Raw genomic sequence first — 15,883 nt, 5'->3', positions numbered from 1 at the left:
AATGTTGGGGTATACTTGACTTATTTTGTTATAAATCTTGCATGATGATATTTATATTCTCGTGATCTATTGTATATTTACCTTTCGAAAATATTTAAATCCAATAAACACAATTTAGTATGGAGAATATTAAATCATATATCGAAGAGAACAAGGAAAGATTTCTTGAAGAATTATTTGAATTAATTCGAATACCTTCTATTAGCTCGATTGAAGCAAATAAACCAGACATGTACAGAGCTGCGGAATGCTGGAAAAAATTAATGCTTGATGCAGGTGCTGATAAGGCTGTGGTAATGGAGACAGAAGGTAATCCGGTTACTTATGGTGAGAAAATTATTGATGCAAGTTTGCCAACAGTAATGGTTTACGGTCATATGGACGTGATGCCTGTTGATCCTATCGACCTATGGGATACTGACCCATTTGAGCCGGTTATTAAAGATGGCAAAATTTGGGCTCGTGGTGCCGATGATGATAAAGGTCAGGCATTTATGCACGCCAAAGCTTTCGAATATATGGTAAAAAACGATTGTCTTCCATGTAATGTAAAGTTCATGATTGAGGGTGAAGAAGAAGTTGGTTCGCCAAATCTTCCTAAGTTCTGCGAAGACAACAAAGAAATGTTACAAGCAGATGTTATTTTGGTATCTGATACCGGAATGATTGCTCCTGATATCCCATCTATTACAACTGGTCTTCGTGGATTAATGTATTGGGAAGTTGAAGTAACCGGCTCTAATCGCGACCTGCACTCAGGATTGTTTGGAGGTGCTGTTGCCAACCCAATTAATGTATTGGCAAAAATGATTACCGAAATGGTTGACGAGAATGGTCATATTACCATTCCGGGATTTTACGATGATGTAATTGAAGTGTCAGCTGAAGAAAGAGAAATGATGGCTGAAGCTCCATTCGATGTAGAGGAGTATAAAAAAGCAATAGATGTAAAAGCATTGGCCGGCGAAAAAGGATATACGCCAACAGAGCACACCGGTATTCGTCCATCCTTCGATGTTTGTGGTATCTGGGGTGGCTATATTGGCGAAGGTGCGAAAACAGTACTTCCTTCAAAAGCACATGCTAAAATCTCTACTCGTTTGGTTCCAAATCAAAACTGGGAAAAGATTTCAGTTCTTTTTAAAGAGCATTTCGAAGCCATTGCTCCTGATTGTGTTAAAGTTGAAGTTACTCCATTGCACGGTGGTCAAGGATATGTTTGTCCGATTGATTTCCCTGCATATATTGCAGCCGAAAAGGCTTACACCGAAGTTTATGGAAAACGCCCTGTTCCTGTTCGTTCGGGAGGATCTATTCCAATTATTTCTTCTTTCGAAGAGATTTTAGGAATTAAATCTGTATTAATGGGATTCGGTTTGGAAAGTGATGCAATTCACTCGCCAAATGAAAACTATCCTTTGGAGCAATTTTTTAATGGAATCAACACGATTCCGCTATTCTACAAGCATTACGCTGAATTGTTAAAGAAATAGTTTTTTAAATGATGATAAAGTAAGGGTATTTCTTTTGGAGATACCCTTTTTTATTGGAATTTACATTTTGGTATGATAACTTTGTGCGCTGCTATAAATTAAATGATATTCTTCATATTATTGAGAAAATAATTATTATATTTCTTTTCTGATTTAGCGGAACAGGTTGATACTTACTAATAATATTATAATTGGTAGGATTTATTAGCTAAATTGGTATAGTATCTTAAAATTAGGTTTGACTCATGCTTTATCTTCATTCGAAGTTCAGAAACATGATGTAATTTAAGAGATCATACAAGTTGAAGTAAATTTGAATACATGGACGAAATATTTGGAAAAATTGGTACAACTCAAACACTCAGTCAAAAAATTGAGCGAAGAATTGAGGAAGCAATCCGACAAAAAAAATTACTTGTAGGAACAAAATTGCCTTCGGAGCGCGAGCTCTGTGAGATGTTTGCTGTAAGCAGAACTGCATTGCGCGAAGCCCTACGTAGATTAAGTGCACGTGGCTTAATTCAAATCAAGAAGGGGAGTGGAATGTTTGTAACCGAGCTAAGGGTTGAAGATGCCATTGAATCTTTAAATCTGTATTACGATCTTAGTTTTGATAGTGATTTGATTTCTCAGATTATTGAAGTTCGACGCGTATTTGAACCTGAGATAGCCAGAATGGCTGCTTCAAATAGAACTGATGAGGATTTGATTGTTTTGAATAAAAATATCAAAGACCTGGCAGATTGTGATCCCGACAATACCCAAATGGAGGCAGATATTATTAATAAATTTCACTTAAATGTAGCAAAGGCAACCGGCAACAAAGTGATGATTATTTCTATGGAACCAATCTATTCCTTGCTACCAAGAATGCGTAATTTAATTTACGCCAATGTTGATGGAGAAAAGGATTTTACTGTAAAAGCACATCGTTCAATTTATGAGGCCATTCGTGATAAGAATGGAGAACAAGCTTACAAGGAAATGGCCGGACAAATTGATCGTACACTGGAATTATATACGCAATATTTGAAGTAAGTTTCGAGTAGCATAGAATTATAAACAGATGAAAAGCGGAGCTTGAAGATATTTTTTCAGACTCCGCTTTTTCGTATTTACTTGTGTGGTATTTTATTAAGAATTTTTGTAGGCTTCAATTGCTTTCTTTACAGAACCATGTTGGAGCAACAAATTTTTCGAGCTTTCGTTGTCAAGCTTCAATTCCTCCATTATCATTAAGGTTCCTCTTTCAACTAACTTTTTATTGGTTAGTTGCATGTTTACCATTTTGTTGCCTTTTACTCTTCCCAGTTTAATCATCAAACTGGTTGTGATCATATTCAAGATCATTTTTTGGGCAGTTCCTGCTTTCAGCCTTGTACTTCCGGTTACGAATTCAGGTCCCACAATCGCTTCAATCACAATCTCTGCTTCTTTTGATACAGGAGCATCCGGATTACAGGTAATACAAGCGGTAAGTAGTCCATTTTCTCTGGCTTTCTTCACGCCTCCTATAACATATGGAGTTGTGCCTGATGCAGCAATTCCTAAAACGGAATCATTTCCATGTATATCGTAGTCTTGAAGTTCTTGCCAAGCTTTTTCAGGGTCATCTTCGGCAGATTCAACAGCACTTCTTAATGCTTTTTCTCCTCCGGCAATCAAGCCAATTACAATATTGGCAGGTACTCCAAATGTTGGAGGAAGTTCAGAGGCATCCAATACGCCTAATCTTCCGCTGGTTCCGGCTCCCAGGTAAAATAGCCTTCCTCCGGCTTTAATTCTGTCAATTAATCGGCTTACAAACTTTTCTATTGCAGGAATGGCTTTATTTACTGCCAGATGAATTTGTCCATCTTCCTGATTAATTCCATACAATAATTCGTTTACCGACATTTGCTCAAGATTTGAGAAATTGGATGGAGCTTCTGTTACTTTGCTGTTGGTTTTCTTATTTGGTGTGTTATTCATGATTCAAATTTAATTCTGCAATATGGTATTCAACTAATCCTTCGAGTGGGCTTTTGATAATTTTACCAGTTAGTAGGTTTAACTTCTTGGCCACTTTCATTAATTCATTCTTAAAATAGTATGCAATACTACCTATAAAGTGAATGGGGAGTCTTGAATGGTTGTCGTATTGTTTGATATTTCGTTCAAAGAACTTCGTGAACTCTTCCTGAAGTAGACTTGATACATATGGATGCTCCACATTTTCAGAAAGGAAAACTGTAAACTGTGCCAAAAATCTACTTGGAGCTTCTTCTCTGTAAACATTGTTTATGATATGAGCATATTCCATATTGTGCTTTTTGTAAAAAGCATTAGTGATGTCTTCAGGAGCAACTCCTTTTAACAAGTCTGCAATCAATCTCTTTCCTAGTACAGCACCACTACCTTCATCACCCAGGATGTATCCTAAGGGACGAACGTTGTGGGTAATGTTTATGCCATTGTATAGGCATGAGTTTGATCCTGTACCTAAAATGCAAGCAATTCCATTTTCTCTTCCGCATACCGATCTTGCAGCTGCAAGTACATCGCTCTGAATATCGCAAGAGGCGGAAGGGAATACTTCCAACAATGCATCTTTTACCTTTTGTTTTGATTCCTGGGTTGCACAACCAGCACCATAAAAAAAGATTTGCTCAATGGGATGTGCATTTTCAAGTGATCTTAGGTTATCAATAATAGAACTCATGTCTTGATGAAAAGGATTTATTCCCAAAGTCTGTTGCTGCTTTTGGATTTTTCCCTGTTTTAATAGAACCCAGTCTGTTTTTGTAGATCCGCTTTCGGCAATTAAAATCATATCCTTCTTTGTTTTTATAACATGTATGATGAATTTTGCAGAAAAATAAAATTACAATTTAATTAAAGATTCGTGTTTGTTTTTTTAAGGTAATTCTAAGAATCTATTACATCAGAAACCCTTTGCTAAAAGGAATTTCATTTACATGATACAAATATAGAAAAATAAACTCCATCCGAAAAGTATTATATAACATGTAATACCAAATTTGGTTTTTTTAATTTTCTGTTCTATTTTTGATGCGAAGGTAATTTAAATCAGGAGTTAGCAATATGGAAAATCAAATATTACAATTTAGAGGAGAGCTGAATAAGGCTAAGTTGTATTACCAACCATTGGATGAGTTCGATAAAACGGTAAAAACAAGATATGAGAAAATGCCTGCTGATATTTTTGCTACGGCCGAAAAAGGTGCAAATTGGGTAGCTCATGAAATCGCAAATCTGATAGTTGAGAAGGCAAAGAATAATGATTCTTGTGTGCTTGGATTGGCTACTGGTGCAACACCACTTGGGGTATATGCCGAATTGGTGCGCTTGCACAAAGAAGAGGGATTGTCTTTTAAAAATGTAATTACATTCAATCTTGATGAATACTATCCAATGGCAAATGAGAGTATTCAGAGCTATAACTATTATATGGATGATGTTCTTTTTAATCATATAGATATTCCTCGCGATCAAATTAATGTTCCTGATGGTGAGGTTAGCAAGGAAGGGATTTTTAAATACTGTTCTGATTACGAAGCTAAGATCGATTCTTTTGGAGGACTCGATATGCAAATCTTAGGAATTGGTAGAACAGGTCATATAGGTTTTAACGAGCCGGGTTCACAATTGGATTCGAAAACTCGTTTAATCATGCTTGATGCTTTAACCAGGCGTGATGCAGCAAAAGATTTTAATGGGTTAAACAAGGTGCCAAAGGCAGCAATCACAATGGGAGTGGGCACCATATTTAAAGCAAAACGCGTAATTCTGATGGCATGGGGAGAGGGTAAAGCCCCTATCGTAAAGAAAGCATTGGAGGAAGGACAGAGCGATTCGGTTCCTGCCAGTTATTTGCAACGCCATACTGATGTGCAGTTTGTACTGGATGTGCCAGCGGCAGGAGAATTAACCAGAGTAAAAAATCCATGGCTGGTTGGAAGTGTAGAGTGGGATCGCTATTGGATTCGTAAAGCTGTAGTTTGGCTTTGTAATAAATTGGAGAAACCAGTTTTGAAGTTGACAAACCGAGATTATAACGATAATGGATTGAGTGAGCTGCTTGCTTGGTATGGATCGGCTTATGAAGTAAACATTAAAGTTTTTAACGATTTACAGCATACAATTACGGGTTGGCCTGGTGGTAAACCTAATGCTGATGATTCGAATCGTCCGGAAAGAGCTGAACCGGCAAGGAAAAAGGTTTTGGTGTTTAGCCCGCATCCTGATGATGATGTAATTTCGATGGGTGGAACGTTGAAAAGGCTGGTGGGTCAAAGTCATGAAGTGCATGTTGCTTACCAAACCTCTGGTAATATTGCTGTGGCTGATGATGAGGCTATTCGTTATTTGTCGTTTGTAAGGAGTTTTGCACAAACACATGATACCAATGAAGGCAATTTACCAAGTGTTATCGAAGATATTCGCAAATTCTTATTGGAGAATAAATCTCCCGGAGAGGTAGATACTGTTGAAGTACGTAGAATGAAATCTTTAATTCGCAGAGGAGAAGCAAAAGCTGCTTGCAGGTTTGTTGGTCTTCGTTCTAAGAATCTTCATTTCCTCGATCTTCCTTTTTATGAAACCGGTAGGGTGAAGAAAAATCCATTGGGAAAAGAAGATGTTCAAATAATTGTGAATTTGTTGAGAAAGGTGAAGCCTCAACAGATTTTTGCTGCTGGAGATTGGTCAGATCCACATGGAACTCACAGAGTTTGTTGGGAAGGCATTTATCAGGCACTTCAGATTGTAAAAGATGAAGACTGGATGGAAGATTGCTATGTTTGGCTTTATCGAGGAGCTTGGCAAGAGTGGGATTTGGATGAAATTCAAATGGCTGTGCCTATTAGTCCGGAGGAATTGCAACAGAAAAGGAATGCAATTTTACGTCACCAATCTCAAATGGAAAGCGCTCCATATATGGGTAATGATTCAAGATTGTTTTGGCAAAGATCAGAAGCCAGAAATAGAGCGACAGCCAATTTGTTTAATAAGTTAGGCTTGGCAGAATATGAAGCAATCGAAGCTTTTGTCAGGTTTATTGTTTAGATTTATCCGTGCAGGTAAAATTACATTGAATACTGGGATTATGGATTTTTTGTCAAACAGACGTGTGAAGTCGAATTTACTTTTACTATTTATTTTTTTGCTGATAGGTTTTTCGGTTCAGGCAGCTGAAAAATCAGATCGTTTGAATAAGAAAGCAGAGAAGGCTGCTTTAGAATTTTTAAAGCAGGCTTCGGATGGGTTTGTTTATCGTTATAAGTTGGATAGCTTGAGTTTAAATCCGGATCAGAAAGAAATTACGGTTTATGTGAATTCAACTTTTTCCTATATTCCTTTCAGGCCTGCTACGGTAAAGCAATATCATAATGAGTTAAAGGAAATTTTGGGTCGTAAGTTTAAGAAATACAATGTTTGTATCGAAAGTATGGGAATGGAAATAGGGGAATTGATTCCTAATTACTACAGAGATGAAACATTTCCTTTGGCAAAAGATCGTTTGTCTGTTAAAAGTGATAACACGAAGCCTTTGGTAAGAAAGATTGGGAATGAAACTTATCAGCATGGATTAGAGAGTAAACACATAGCCTTGTGGCATTCACACGGTTGGTATTACGAGAATACATTGGATCGTTGGGAGTGGCAAAGAGCTAGAGTATACACCACAGTAGAAGACATGTGGACCATGGAATTTGTGGTTCCTTACATTGCTCCTATGTTGGAAAATGCAGGTGCAAACATTTTGTTGCCAAGAGAACGTGATGTTCAGACCCATGAGGTAATTGTGGATGCTGACTGGTGTTCGATTCTTTCGGATTATAAAGAATCAGGAAATTGGGAAATCGGCTCACAAGCTGGATTTAGGAACAAGTACCCATTTTATATTGAAGGAGAAAATCCATTTAAAATGGGAAACAGTAAGCAGGCGAAGGCGTTTTTAGCTGAGACTGCAAGAGTGGAGTATATACCTTACATTCCTGAAAAAGGGGAGTATGCTGTTTACCTGTCTTATTCCGTTAATGATGATAATGTGTGTGATGCACATTATACAGTTTATCATGCCGGGGGAAAAACAGATTTTCTTGTAAATCAGAGTATGGGCGGAGATACCTGGATTTATCTGGGAACATTCTTGTTTGATAAGGGAAAAAATCCGGAAAGTGGAAAAGTCTTGCTTACTAATGAAAGTAAGGAAGAAGGCCATTGGGTTTCTGCTGATGCGGTTCGTTTTGGTGGAGGCATGGGCAATATTGCCAGAGGCAATGTAGATGAACTGAATGAATTAGTAAAGGAAAGAAACAAACTTGGCTTTGCAATGGATTCAGCCAAGTGGCAAAGGTATACCAGTAATCGCCCGAGATATCACGAAGCTGCACGGTACTATTTGCAATATGCCGGTATGTCAGATTCAATCGTGTATAGTATCAACAAAAATTATAAGGTTGATTATAGCAATAGAGGAAAGGATGCAGCGAAGTTTCAAAAGCGAGAAAGTGGAAAAACCGATTACAAGGATGATTATATGAGCCGTGGTGAATGGGTAGACTATTTAATTGGTGCTCCCAACGGACCAAGCAAGAATATAAATGTAAAAGGGCTTGGTATTCCTGTTGATATAGCCTTGGGATTTCATACTGATGCAGGCTTTACACCAAATGATTCCATTATTGGAACTTTAGCAATTTATAACACTACCCGTGATAATAGGGATAAATTTGTTAACGGACAGTCGAAATGGGCGAGTCGTGATTTGGTTGACATTGTACAAACACAGGTGGTGGAAGATATCAGAAAACTGTTCGAGCCAAAATGGACAAGAAGAGGAATGTGGAACAAACAGTATTCAGAAGCTTATCGTCCCAAAGTTCCTACCATGTTGTCTGAAATGTTATCACATCACAACTTTGCAGATATGTATCAAGGTATGGATCCGAAATTTAAATTTCATATTAGTCGTGCCTATTATAAGGGAGTGTTGAAATTTTTAACATCGCAGGAAGGAAAAGAATATGTGGTGCAGCCTTTACCAGTTGATCATTTTAGAATTGATGAGAATGAAAATGGAGTCAGACTGAGCTGGAAAGCTGTAGCCGATCCTCTGGAAAAAAGTGCAGTTGCAAAAAAATATAAGGTGTACACCAGGTTGAATGATGGAGGATTTGATAACGGTATATTGGTTGAAAAAGAGGAATTGTTACTTGATAATTTAAGTTCTGAAATCATCTACAGTTTTAAGATAACAGCATTGAACGATGGAGGTGAAAGTTTCCCATCAGAGATCTTATCCTATTGTAAACTAGCTAATGGTGAAAAGCCTGTTTTGATTGTAAATGGTTTCGACAGAATTGCTTCGCCAAATGGATTTGATGATGGCAAATACGCTGGTTTCAATAGTGCTGTGGACGAAGGAGTAGCTTATAAAAGAAACATTGCCTATGTGGGTGATCAGTATGATTTCGATAGAAAATCACCATGGTTGGATGATGATGCTTCAGGTCATGGTTCATGTTATGCTGATAAAGAGGAAAAGATCATTCCGGGAAATAGTTTCGATTATCCATATGTGCATGGTGAAGCGATTAAAGCTGCCGGATACGGATTTGTATCGATGAGTGATGAGTCTTTTGAAAGAGGAAATTGGAAAGCTACGGATTACAAGGCTTTGGATTTGATCTTTGGAGAAGAAAAAACCACCAGAAGGATTTATGGGAAGGAAAATAAAGATTTTACGATTTACACTCCTGATATGGTGAGGGCAATCAGAAAATACATTCTATCAAAAGATGCAAAACTGATCCTTTCGGGAGCCTATCTGGGAACTGATGTTATAGAGTGTGGAGATACATTGATGAAAGAGTTCATTGAAAAAGAGCTGCATTTCTTATTCAGAACCAATTATGCAAGTAAATCCGGAGCCATATATCATCCCAACGAAGTAAGAAAAGATTTCTCTGGTGAATACCAGTTTGAAACAGGATACAATCGAAACATATACAAAGTGGAAGCTCCTGATGCTATCGAGCCTGTAGGTAAAAATGCGAAGGTATTTTTACGATTTACATACAATTCCAAAAGTGCAGGTGTTGTTTACGATGGAGACTATCATTCAATCATTTTAGGATTTCCTTTCGAAACTTTAAGAACAAAAAAAGATCGAAATGAAATGATGAGCAAGATCATGCGATTTTTTAATAAATAATAAAATAACAAAAGCCATATAATAAAGAATGAGTGCAAAAATTACATGTTTTCTGCCTTTTGGAACAAAAGAAGAAACAACAATTACGGTAAGAGAGTTGAGAAAATCTGGATTGGTATCGAATGTTTTTATTGTTGGTAACAAGGCTGAAGAAATTGAAGGTGCAGAAGTTTTAAATTCTGATCCATTGGCTAATGGAAAAACCATTCAGCTAATCGCAGAAAAATCAGATTCAGAATATGTTCTGCTTTACACCAAAACAAGTGCTTTAACTTTGGGGCAGTTGGCTCTTGAGCGTTTCTGTCAAGTGGCTAGCGATACCAATAGTGGCTTGGTTTATTCCAACCATTGTGCTATAAAACAAGGTAGAGTGGAAAACCTTCCGGTTATCGATTATCAGGAAGGTAGCTTAAGAGATGATTTCAACTTCGGATCGGTTCTTTTCTATGATGCCAGTGTTTTGAAGAAAGCTGTAAAAGATGTAGATGCAAAATATGAGCATGCTGGTTTGTATGCATTGCGTTTGGCAGTAGCAGCTCGTTCTGAATTTTTGAGAGTTCCTGAAGCATTATACACCGAGGAAGAAATGGATACCAGAAAATCAGGGGAAAAGATTTTCGACTATGTTGATCCTAAAAACCGTGCTGTACAAATCGAGATGGAAGAAGCATGTACCGAGCACTTGAAGAGAATAGGCGCTTATTTAGAGCCTAAATTTAAGAATGTAGCATTTGATGAAGGAAACTTTAAGGTAGAAGCTTCTGTTGTAATTCCGGTTCGCAATCGTGTTAAAACAATCGAAGATGCAATCAAATCAGTTCTTTCTCAAAAGGCAAATGTTGATTTCAACTTGATTATTGTTGATAACTACTCTATTGACGGAACTACTGAAATTATTGCAAAATATGCTGAGCAAGATGAGAGATTGATTCACGTGATCCCGGAAAGAAAAGATTTGGGAATTGGTGGATGTTGGAATGTGGCAGTAAATCATGAAGCTTGTGGTAAGTTTGCCATTCAGTTAGATAGTGATGATTTGTATGCTGATGAAACAACAGTGCAGCAGGTGGTAGATGCATTCTACAGAGAAAATTGTGCAATGGTGGTTGGAACATATCAAATGGTGAACTTCAAACTGGAAGAGATTCCTCCTGGAATTATCGATCACAGAGAATGGACACCTGAAAATGGTAGAAATAATGCACTTCGTATTAATGGTTTGGGTGCTCCACGTGCATTCTATACACCTGTTTTGCGCAAGAATCCAATTCCTAATGTGAATTATGGTGAAGATTATGCATTGGGATTAGCGATTTCGCGAAAGTATCAAATAGGAAGAATTTACGATCCAATTTACTTGTGTCGTCGTTGGGAGGACAACTCAGATGCATCATTGGATATTGAGAAGATGAATGCACACAATATCTATAAGGATAGAGTTCGCACGATTGAGCTAAAAGCAAGAAAGCTTTTAGTAAAATAAAATTGTTAGGCTTAGTGAGGAATCAGGAGTGAATTCTCTTGTTTCCTTATTATAGCAGTTATATCTCAGAAAGAATATTGGTATAAAATTAGAGTTATGAGAATATTCAGTTTGCAAATTTTAATGCTCTTGCTGGCTTTTGTTTCATGCAAGGGAAAGAGCGATCAACAAAAGGAATCAAACAAGACGGTTCAATTGGCAAATAAAATGGATCAGTCTATTTTTAATTCGATTAGCGAAATAGCCAAAGAACAATCTTTTTCTAAACTTGGAAATGCCGATAGAACTGTAGAAGTAGGAAAAATGTTTTTGCAAACTCCTTATCTTGGTGGAACTCTGGAAACAGGTGATGATGAAAAGTTAGTGGTAAATTTAAGAGAGCTGGATTGTACCACTTATCTTGAAAATGTAGTTGTGCTTTCATCAATATTAAAGCAAAATAATTTTTCGGTAAATGATTTTCTGATAAAACTAAAAGAACTCCGCTATCGAAAAGGAGAAATTAAGGATTATGCCTCCCGATTACACTACTTTTCTGATTGGATTTATGAGAATGAACAAAAGGGGATTGTGCAGAATGTAACTTCAGAAATTGGGGGAGTAGAATACAAGAAAGAAATCAATTTCATGAGCAATCATGTTGATTCGTATGCGGCACTAAAAGCAGACTCTTTATTGATTGTATCGATTCAAGATACCGAAGATGCAATCAATAGGCGTGATCTGTTCTACATTCCGGAAGATAATATTCAGGCTGTGGAGAATAAGATTTATAATGGGGATTTAATTGCCATCACCACAAAAATTAAAGGTTTGGATGTTTCGCATGTAGGCATTGCAATTCATGTAAATGATAGATTGCACTTGATGCATGCATCGAGCCTGGCAAAAAAAGTTGTGATTTCTGATATTCCATTGTACGAGATGTTAAAGACGAATAAATTGCAATCGGGGATTATGGTGGCCAGGGTAGTAGATTAGTATTTAAAGTGCCTATAGTACTTGAAGTATTTAAAGTAATAAAGACTTATTGAGTTTTTTTTGCTTGAAAGGCAAACAGAATTTAGCCCAGGGCAAGTGAGCGATAGCGAATGCCACCCTGAGGATAAAAGTCAATATTTGAATCGTCGCAACTGCTCAGTTTAATAGAAGTGTGAAAGTTGAGTGCGACGAAATAAGAGTATTTTTTAATTGTGGGAAGATTAAAAAAAATGAATATAGACAGCATAGATAGAATAGAGTATCTGTTAAAAGAAAAATCTTCAGTAGAGATATTAAGTGATTTTATTAATCAGCAAGTAAGAGATTGGCCTCTTGCCAACGGGAATTTTAAAGGATTGGAAAAAGTAGAGGAAAAGGAATTCTCTTTTGATGGATTTAAAATGAGGGTTCAGTTTAATCCGGAAAGAATTCGTTCTTCGGCAGCAAAAGTTGACAAGAAAAGCATTAAAAATCGTACTTGTTTTTTGTGTTTGGACAAATTACCGGCAGAACAGGGAGGAATTGCTCAAGGTAAAGAGTATGTGATTTTGGTAAATCCATTCCCAATTATTCCTCAGCATTTCACCATTCCAAAGGTAGCTCATGTGGATCAATCCTTCATGGATAATCTAGAAGGGATGCTGTCTTTAGCTAAAGATATGCAAGGATATACACTATTCTATAACGGGCCAAAATGTGGAGCTTCAGCACCAGACCATATGCATTTCCAAGGAGGAAACAAAGGTTTTATGCCTGTTGAAGAAGAGTATTTTGCCTTAAAAGATAAGGCTGATTTGCTTGTGAAATCAGATGATATTGAAGTTCGGGCATTTAATCATTACTTAAGAAAAATGATTAGTGTTCAGACTGCTAGTAATAAAGAGTTGGTAGCTGTTGTAAGTAAATTTTACAATGCCTTTGCAGAAATGCAGTCAGAAGAAAAAGAACCAATGCTAAATGTGATTTGCTCTTATGTTGATGATAAATACATTATGCATTTGTTCCCAAGAAAATTACATCGTCCAACTCAATATTTCGCAGAAGGGGATGATCAAATTCTAATTAGTCCTGCATCTGTTGATTTTGGAGGTGTATTTATTACCCCAAGGCGAGAGGATTTTGAGAAAATTACTGCTGAGGATATAAAGGATATTTTCAATCAGGTTTGTGTTGATGAAAAGTTATTCTCTGCTCTTTGCAAAAAAATAAAAGCTTAATCTGGGATCCTTATTTGGAGTGAAACTTTTAGTAAAAAGATATTGATAGTCCGACTTGGTGTCGGAAAGCCAAACAGAAAAAACAAAATATGAGCTACAGCATTCGCCAATATCAGGATTCAGATTTTGATCATGTATTATCATTGTGTCAGAAAACTTATCATTTGGATGTGATTAGTGAGGATTTGCTAAAAGAGAAAATCTACGAGGATCCATTTTATGAGCAGGAATTAGTTTGGCTTGCTTGCGATCAGGAGCAAATTGTTGGATTCCTGATGGGAACCTGTCGAATGGATATTCGGGGAGTGAACTATGGCTATGTTAAAATGATGGCTGTGGATCAGGATTATCGACGAAATGGAATTGCAAGAGCGATGTATGATTTATTGGAGACAGAACTAAAACAAAGAAAAGTAGATGTAATGCGATTGGGCGATGTGCCAATGAATTATTTCATGCCAGGGATTGATCCAAGATATACACCAGCTCTTTGTTTCGCCATTCGAATGGGATTCGATAGATTCATGGATACCTCAAACCTATTGGTAGATTTGGATAATAGAGATTGGAATGATCCAGAAAAGATAGAAGCTCTAAAGGCAGATCAAATTGAAGTGAGCCGGGCTACACCTGAAGACAAGCAAGAATTAATGGCATTTGTTAAAGAAGAATGGAAGTTGTGGCAATATGAATTGGAAATGGCCTACAAACCAGAACCAATAGGCATTCATATCGCAAAACTAGATGGCAAAATTCGTGCATTCTCAGCACATTCTGCAAATAACAAAGACTTGCCTTGGTTTGGTCCAATGGGTACTCATCCCGATTTAAGAGGAAAAGGAATGGGAAGAGTGTTATTGTACCATTGTTTGGAAGACTTGAAAAATCTGGGGTATCAAACAGCTATCATTCCTTGGGTTGGTCCAATTGATTTCTACTCGCATCATACGGGTGCTGTTGTAGAAAGAATATTTTGGCGATACGAAAAGAAAATTAATCTAGATATGAGACGTGAGATGTAAGGAAGTTAATTAAGGCTGTAAATAATCTAATATCTCAAATCTAACATCTAAAATCTTTTAAAGAAATGGAACCACAATTACGAGTTGGAATCATGTACGAAAAGGAGATTTCGTTTCAGTTGAACGGAACCTACGTACTACAGCAAAATGGGAAAGAATATACAGGAAAACAACAAGCAAAATACATTGATGGTAAAATCTCTTTCGATGGAATCATTGAGGAAGAATTGGTTTTCAATCCCAAGGAGTATGATGTGAGTAGTTTCGATTTGTTCGGAGTTACTATCGGGATTAAATTTCATTGGGAGCGCAAGGAAGATCAGAGATTTAAGGGGAGTTTGCATTTTATTTGTGAAGATGAAAAGCTAACTGCAATCAATGTTTTATCTCTTGAGGATTATTTGGTAAGTGTGATTTCTTCTGAAATGAGTGCTACAAGTAGCTTAGAGTTGCTAAAAGCTCATGCTGTAATTTCTCGTTCATGGTTAATGGCTCAGGTAATTAAAGGTGAAGAATTGCAGAAATCAAATACCCAATATCAGAGTATTGTAGAAACAGAAGATTCTTTTATTCGTTGGTATGACAGAGAAGATCATGTAAACTTTAATGTTTGTGCTGATGACCATTGTCAGCGTTACCAGGGAATGACCAAGCAATCGACTCCATTGGTAGTTGATGCCATTCATGCAACTCGTGGTTTGGTGTTAACAAGTGAGGGAAGAATTTGTGATGCACGATTCTCAAAATGTTGCGGAGGTGTAGCAGAAACTTTTGAGAATGTATGGGAACCTGAAAATCACAAATATTTGCAAGCGATTATCGATAACCCTCAAGCTCCGGAAGGATATGATATGGATTTGACCAAGGAAGAAGCTGCAGATAAATTTATTCGTACTTCACCAGATGCATTCTGTAATACTACCGATAAGGAGATTCTATCTCAGGTATTGAACGATTACGATCAGGAAACCATGGATTTCTATCGCTGGAAAGTTGAATATACTCAAGAGGAAATTGCTGAATTGATCGAAAGAAAAACAGGAAAACAATTTGGTCAGATTTTGGATTTAATTCCAGGCGAACGTGGGGAATCAGGTAGATTAATCACCCTAAAAATTGTAGGGAGCAAACGCTCATTAACCATCGGAAAAGAATTGGAAATTCGCAAAGTGCTTTCAGAATCTCATCTTTACAGTTCAGAATTTGTGGTAGACAAGCTAAATGTAGTTAATGAAGTACCTTCGAAATTTGTACTGATTGGTGCAGGCTGGGGACATGGTGTTGGACTTTGCCAGATTGGAGCTGCGGTAATGGGTGCAAAAGGATATAAATACGATGAAATTTTGCTTCACTATTTTAGAGGGGCAGAATTAGAGAAAAGATATTAATAAAATAGATGTGAGATTTTAGATGTGAGAGATTTGAAGAATCTCAGATCTATTGTCTTATGTCTCAAATCTAATAAT

The 15,883-nt window shown here is 37.0% G+C and carries 11 protein-coding genes; 9 read left to right on the top strand and 2 right to left on the bottom strand.

Translation table 11 applies throughout. The features are described 5' to 3' along the window. Positions 1-119 precede the first annotated feature (119 nt). Both ACO05S_RS06695 and ACO05S_RS06690 read left to right on the top strand, forming a co-directional pair. Entirely contained in the window at positions 120-1,493 is a 1,374-nt protein-coding gene (locus ACO05S_RS06695; RefSeq protein ID WP_421920753.1) for a dipeptidase, read from the top strand. 321 nt (positions 1,494-1,814) lie between these two features. Beyond that, positions 1,815-2,531 carry a FadR/GntR family transcriptional regulator gene (locus ACO05S_RS06690; protein WP_421920752.1) on the top strand — a complete coding sequence of 239 codons (717 nt, stop codon included), beginning with the start codon at positions 1,815-1,817 and terminating at the stop codon, positions 2,529-2,531. Between the two features lie 96 nt (positions 2,532-2,627). On the opposite strand, the gene murQ is transcribed toward ACO05S_RS06690, so the two are convergent. Together murQ and ACO05S_RS06680 are read right to left on the bottom strand one after the other, a co-directional pair. Further along, positions 2,628-3,464 (bottom strand): N-acetylmuramic acid 6-phosphate etherase, encoded by an 837-nt coding sequence (gene murQ, locus ACO05S_RS06685; protein WP_421920751.1) that lies wholly within the window; start codon positions 3,462-3,464, stop codon positions 2,628-2,630. Beyond that, complete coding sequence (locus ACO05S_RS06680) at positions 3,457-4,305, bottom strand: ATPase (protein ID WP_421920750.1); 849 nt, start codon at positions 4,303-4,305, stop codon at positions 3,457-3,459. The genes murQ and ACO05S_RS06680 overlap by 8 nt, the downstream gene beginning before the upstream one ends. Positions 4,306-4,577: 272 nt before the next feature. Between ACO05S_RS06680 and nagB the strand changes: the two genes are divergently transcribed. The 7 genes from nagB (at position 4,578) to ACO05S_RS06645 (ending at position 15,805) form a co-directional block, all read left to right on the top strand. Next, a complete protein-coding gene (gene nagB / locus ACO05S_RS06675; RefSeq protein WP_421920749.1) occupies positions 4,578-6,560 on the top strand; it encodes a glucosamine-6-phosphate deaminase in 1,983 nt (660 codons plus the stop codon). 40 nt (positions 6,561-6,600) lie between these two features. Beyond that, the gene (locus ACO05S_RS06670; RefSeq protein WP_421920748.1) at positions 6,601-9,714 is read left to right on the top strand and encodes a fibronectin type III domain-containing protein; all 3,114 of its coding nucleotides are present in this window, start codon (positions 6,601-6,603) and stop codon (positions 9,712-9,714) included. 28 nt (positions 9,715-9,742) lie between these two features. Next, a complete protein-coding gene (locus tag ACO05S_RS06665; protein WP_421920747.1) occupies positions 9,743-11,197 on the top strand; it encodes a glycosyltransferase family 2 protein in 1,455 nt (484 codons plus the stop codon). A 96-nt stretch (positions 11,198-11,293) separates the two neighbouring features. Beyond that, positions 11,294-12,178 carry an N-acetylmuramoyl-L-alanine amidase-like domain-containing protein gene (locus ACO05S_RS06660; protein ID WP_421920746.1) on the top strand — a complete coding sequence of 295 codons (885 nt, stop codon included), beginning with the start codon at positions 11,294-11,296 and terminating at the stop codon, positions 12,176-12,178. A 230-nt stretch (positions 12,179-12,408) separates the two neighbouring features. Next, on the top strand, positions 12,409-13,395 hold the full coding sequence (locus ACO05S_RS06655; protein ID WP_421920745.1) for a DUF4922 domain-containing protein: 987 nt from the start codon (positions 12,409-12,411) through the stop codon (positions 13,393-13,395). Between the two features lie 89 nt (positions 13,396-13,484). Then, positions 13,485-14,417 (top strand): GNAT family N-acetyltransferase, encoded by a 933-nt coding sequence (locus ACO05S_RS06650; RefSeq protein WP_421920744.1) that lies wholly within the window; start codon positions 13,485-13,487, stop codon positions 14,415-14,417. A gap of 65 nt (positions 14,418-14,482) precedes the next feature. Then, on the top strand, positions 14,483-15,805 hold the full coding sequence (locus ACO05S_RS06645) for a SpoIID/LytB domain-containing protein (protein WP_421920742.1): 1,323 nt from the start codon (positions 14,483-14,485) through the stop codon (positions 15,803-15,805). Positions 15,806-15,883: the final 78 nt, after the last annotated feature.

This window comes from Marinifilum sp., assembly GCF_965230805.1.
In the GTDB taxonomy this organism is placed as follows: domain Bacteria; phylum Bacteroidota; class Bacteroidia; order Bacteroidales; family Marinifilaceae; genus Marinifilum.
This window is presented reverse-complemented; position numbering and strand designations above follow the sequence as displayed.

Bases quoted from the DNA above. Each gene is read 5' to 3' on its own strand.
- ACO05S_RS06695 (WP_421920753.1), top strand. From the start codon at position 120: ATGGAGAATATTAAATCATATATCGAAGAGAACAAGGAAAGATTTCTT.
- ACO05S_RS06690 (WP_421920752.1), top strand. From the start codon at position 1,815: ATGGACGAAATATTTGGAAAAATTGGTACAACTCAAACACTCAGTCAA.
- murQ (WP_421920751.1), bottom strand. From the start codon at position 3,464: ATGAATAACACACCAAATAAGAAAACCAACAGCAAAGTAACAGAAGCT.
- ACO05S_RS06680 (WP_421920750.1), bottom strand. From the start codon at position 4,305: ATGATTTTAATTGCCGAAAGCGGATCTACAAAAACAGACTGGGTTCTA.
- nagB (WP_421920749.1), top strand. From the start codon at position 4,578: ATGGAAAATCAAATATTACAATTTAGAGGAGAGCTGAATAAGGCTAAG.
- ACO05S_RS06670 (WP_421920748.1), top strand. From the start codon at position 6,601: ATGGATTTTTTGTCAAACAGACGTGTGAAGTCGAATTTACTTTTACTA.
- ACO05S_RS06665 (WP_421920747.1), top strand. From the start codon at position 9,743: ATGAGTGCAAAAATTACATGTTTTCTGCCTTTTGGAACAAAAGAAGAA.
- ACO05S_RS06660 (WP_421920746.1), top strand. From the start codon at position 11,294: ATGAGAATATTCAGTTTGCAAATTTTAATGCTCTTGCTGGCTTTTGTT.
- ACO05S_RS06655 (WP_421920745.1), top strand. From the start codon at position 12,409: ATGAATATAGACAGCATAGATAGAATAGAGTATCTGTTAAAAGAAAAA.
- ACO05S_RS06650 (WP_421920744.1), top strand. From the start codon at position 13,485: ATGAGCTACAGCATTCGCCAATATCAGGATTCAGATTTTGATCATGTA.
- ACO05S_RS06645 (WP_421920742.1), top strand. From the start codon at position 14,483: ATGGAACCACAATTACGAGTTGGAATCATGTACGAAAAGGAGATTTCG.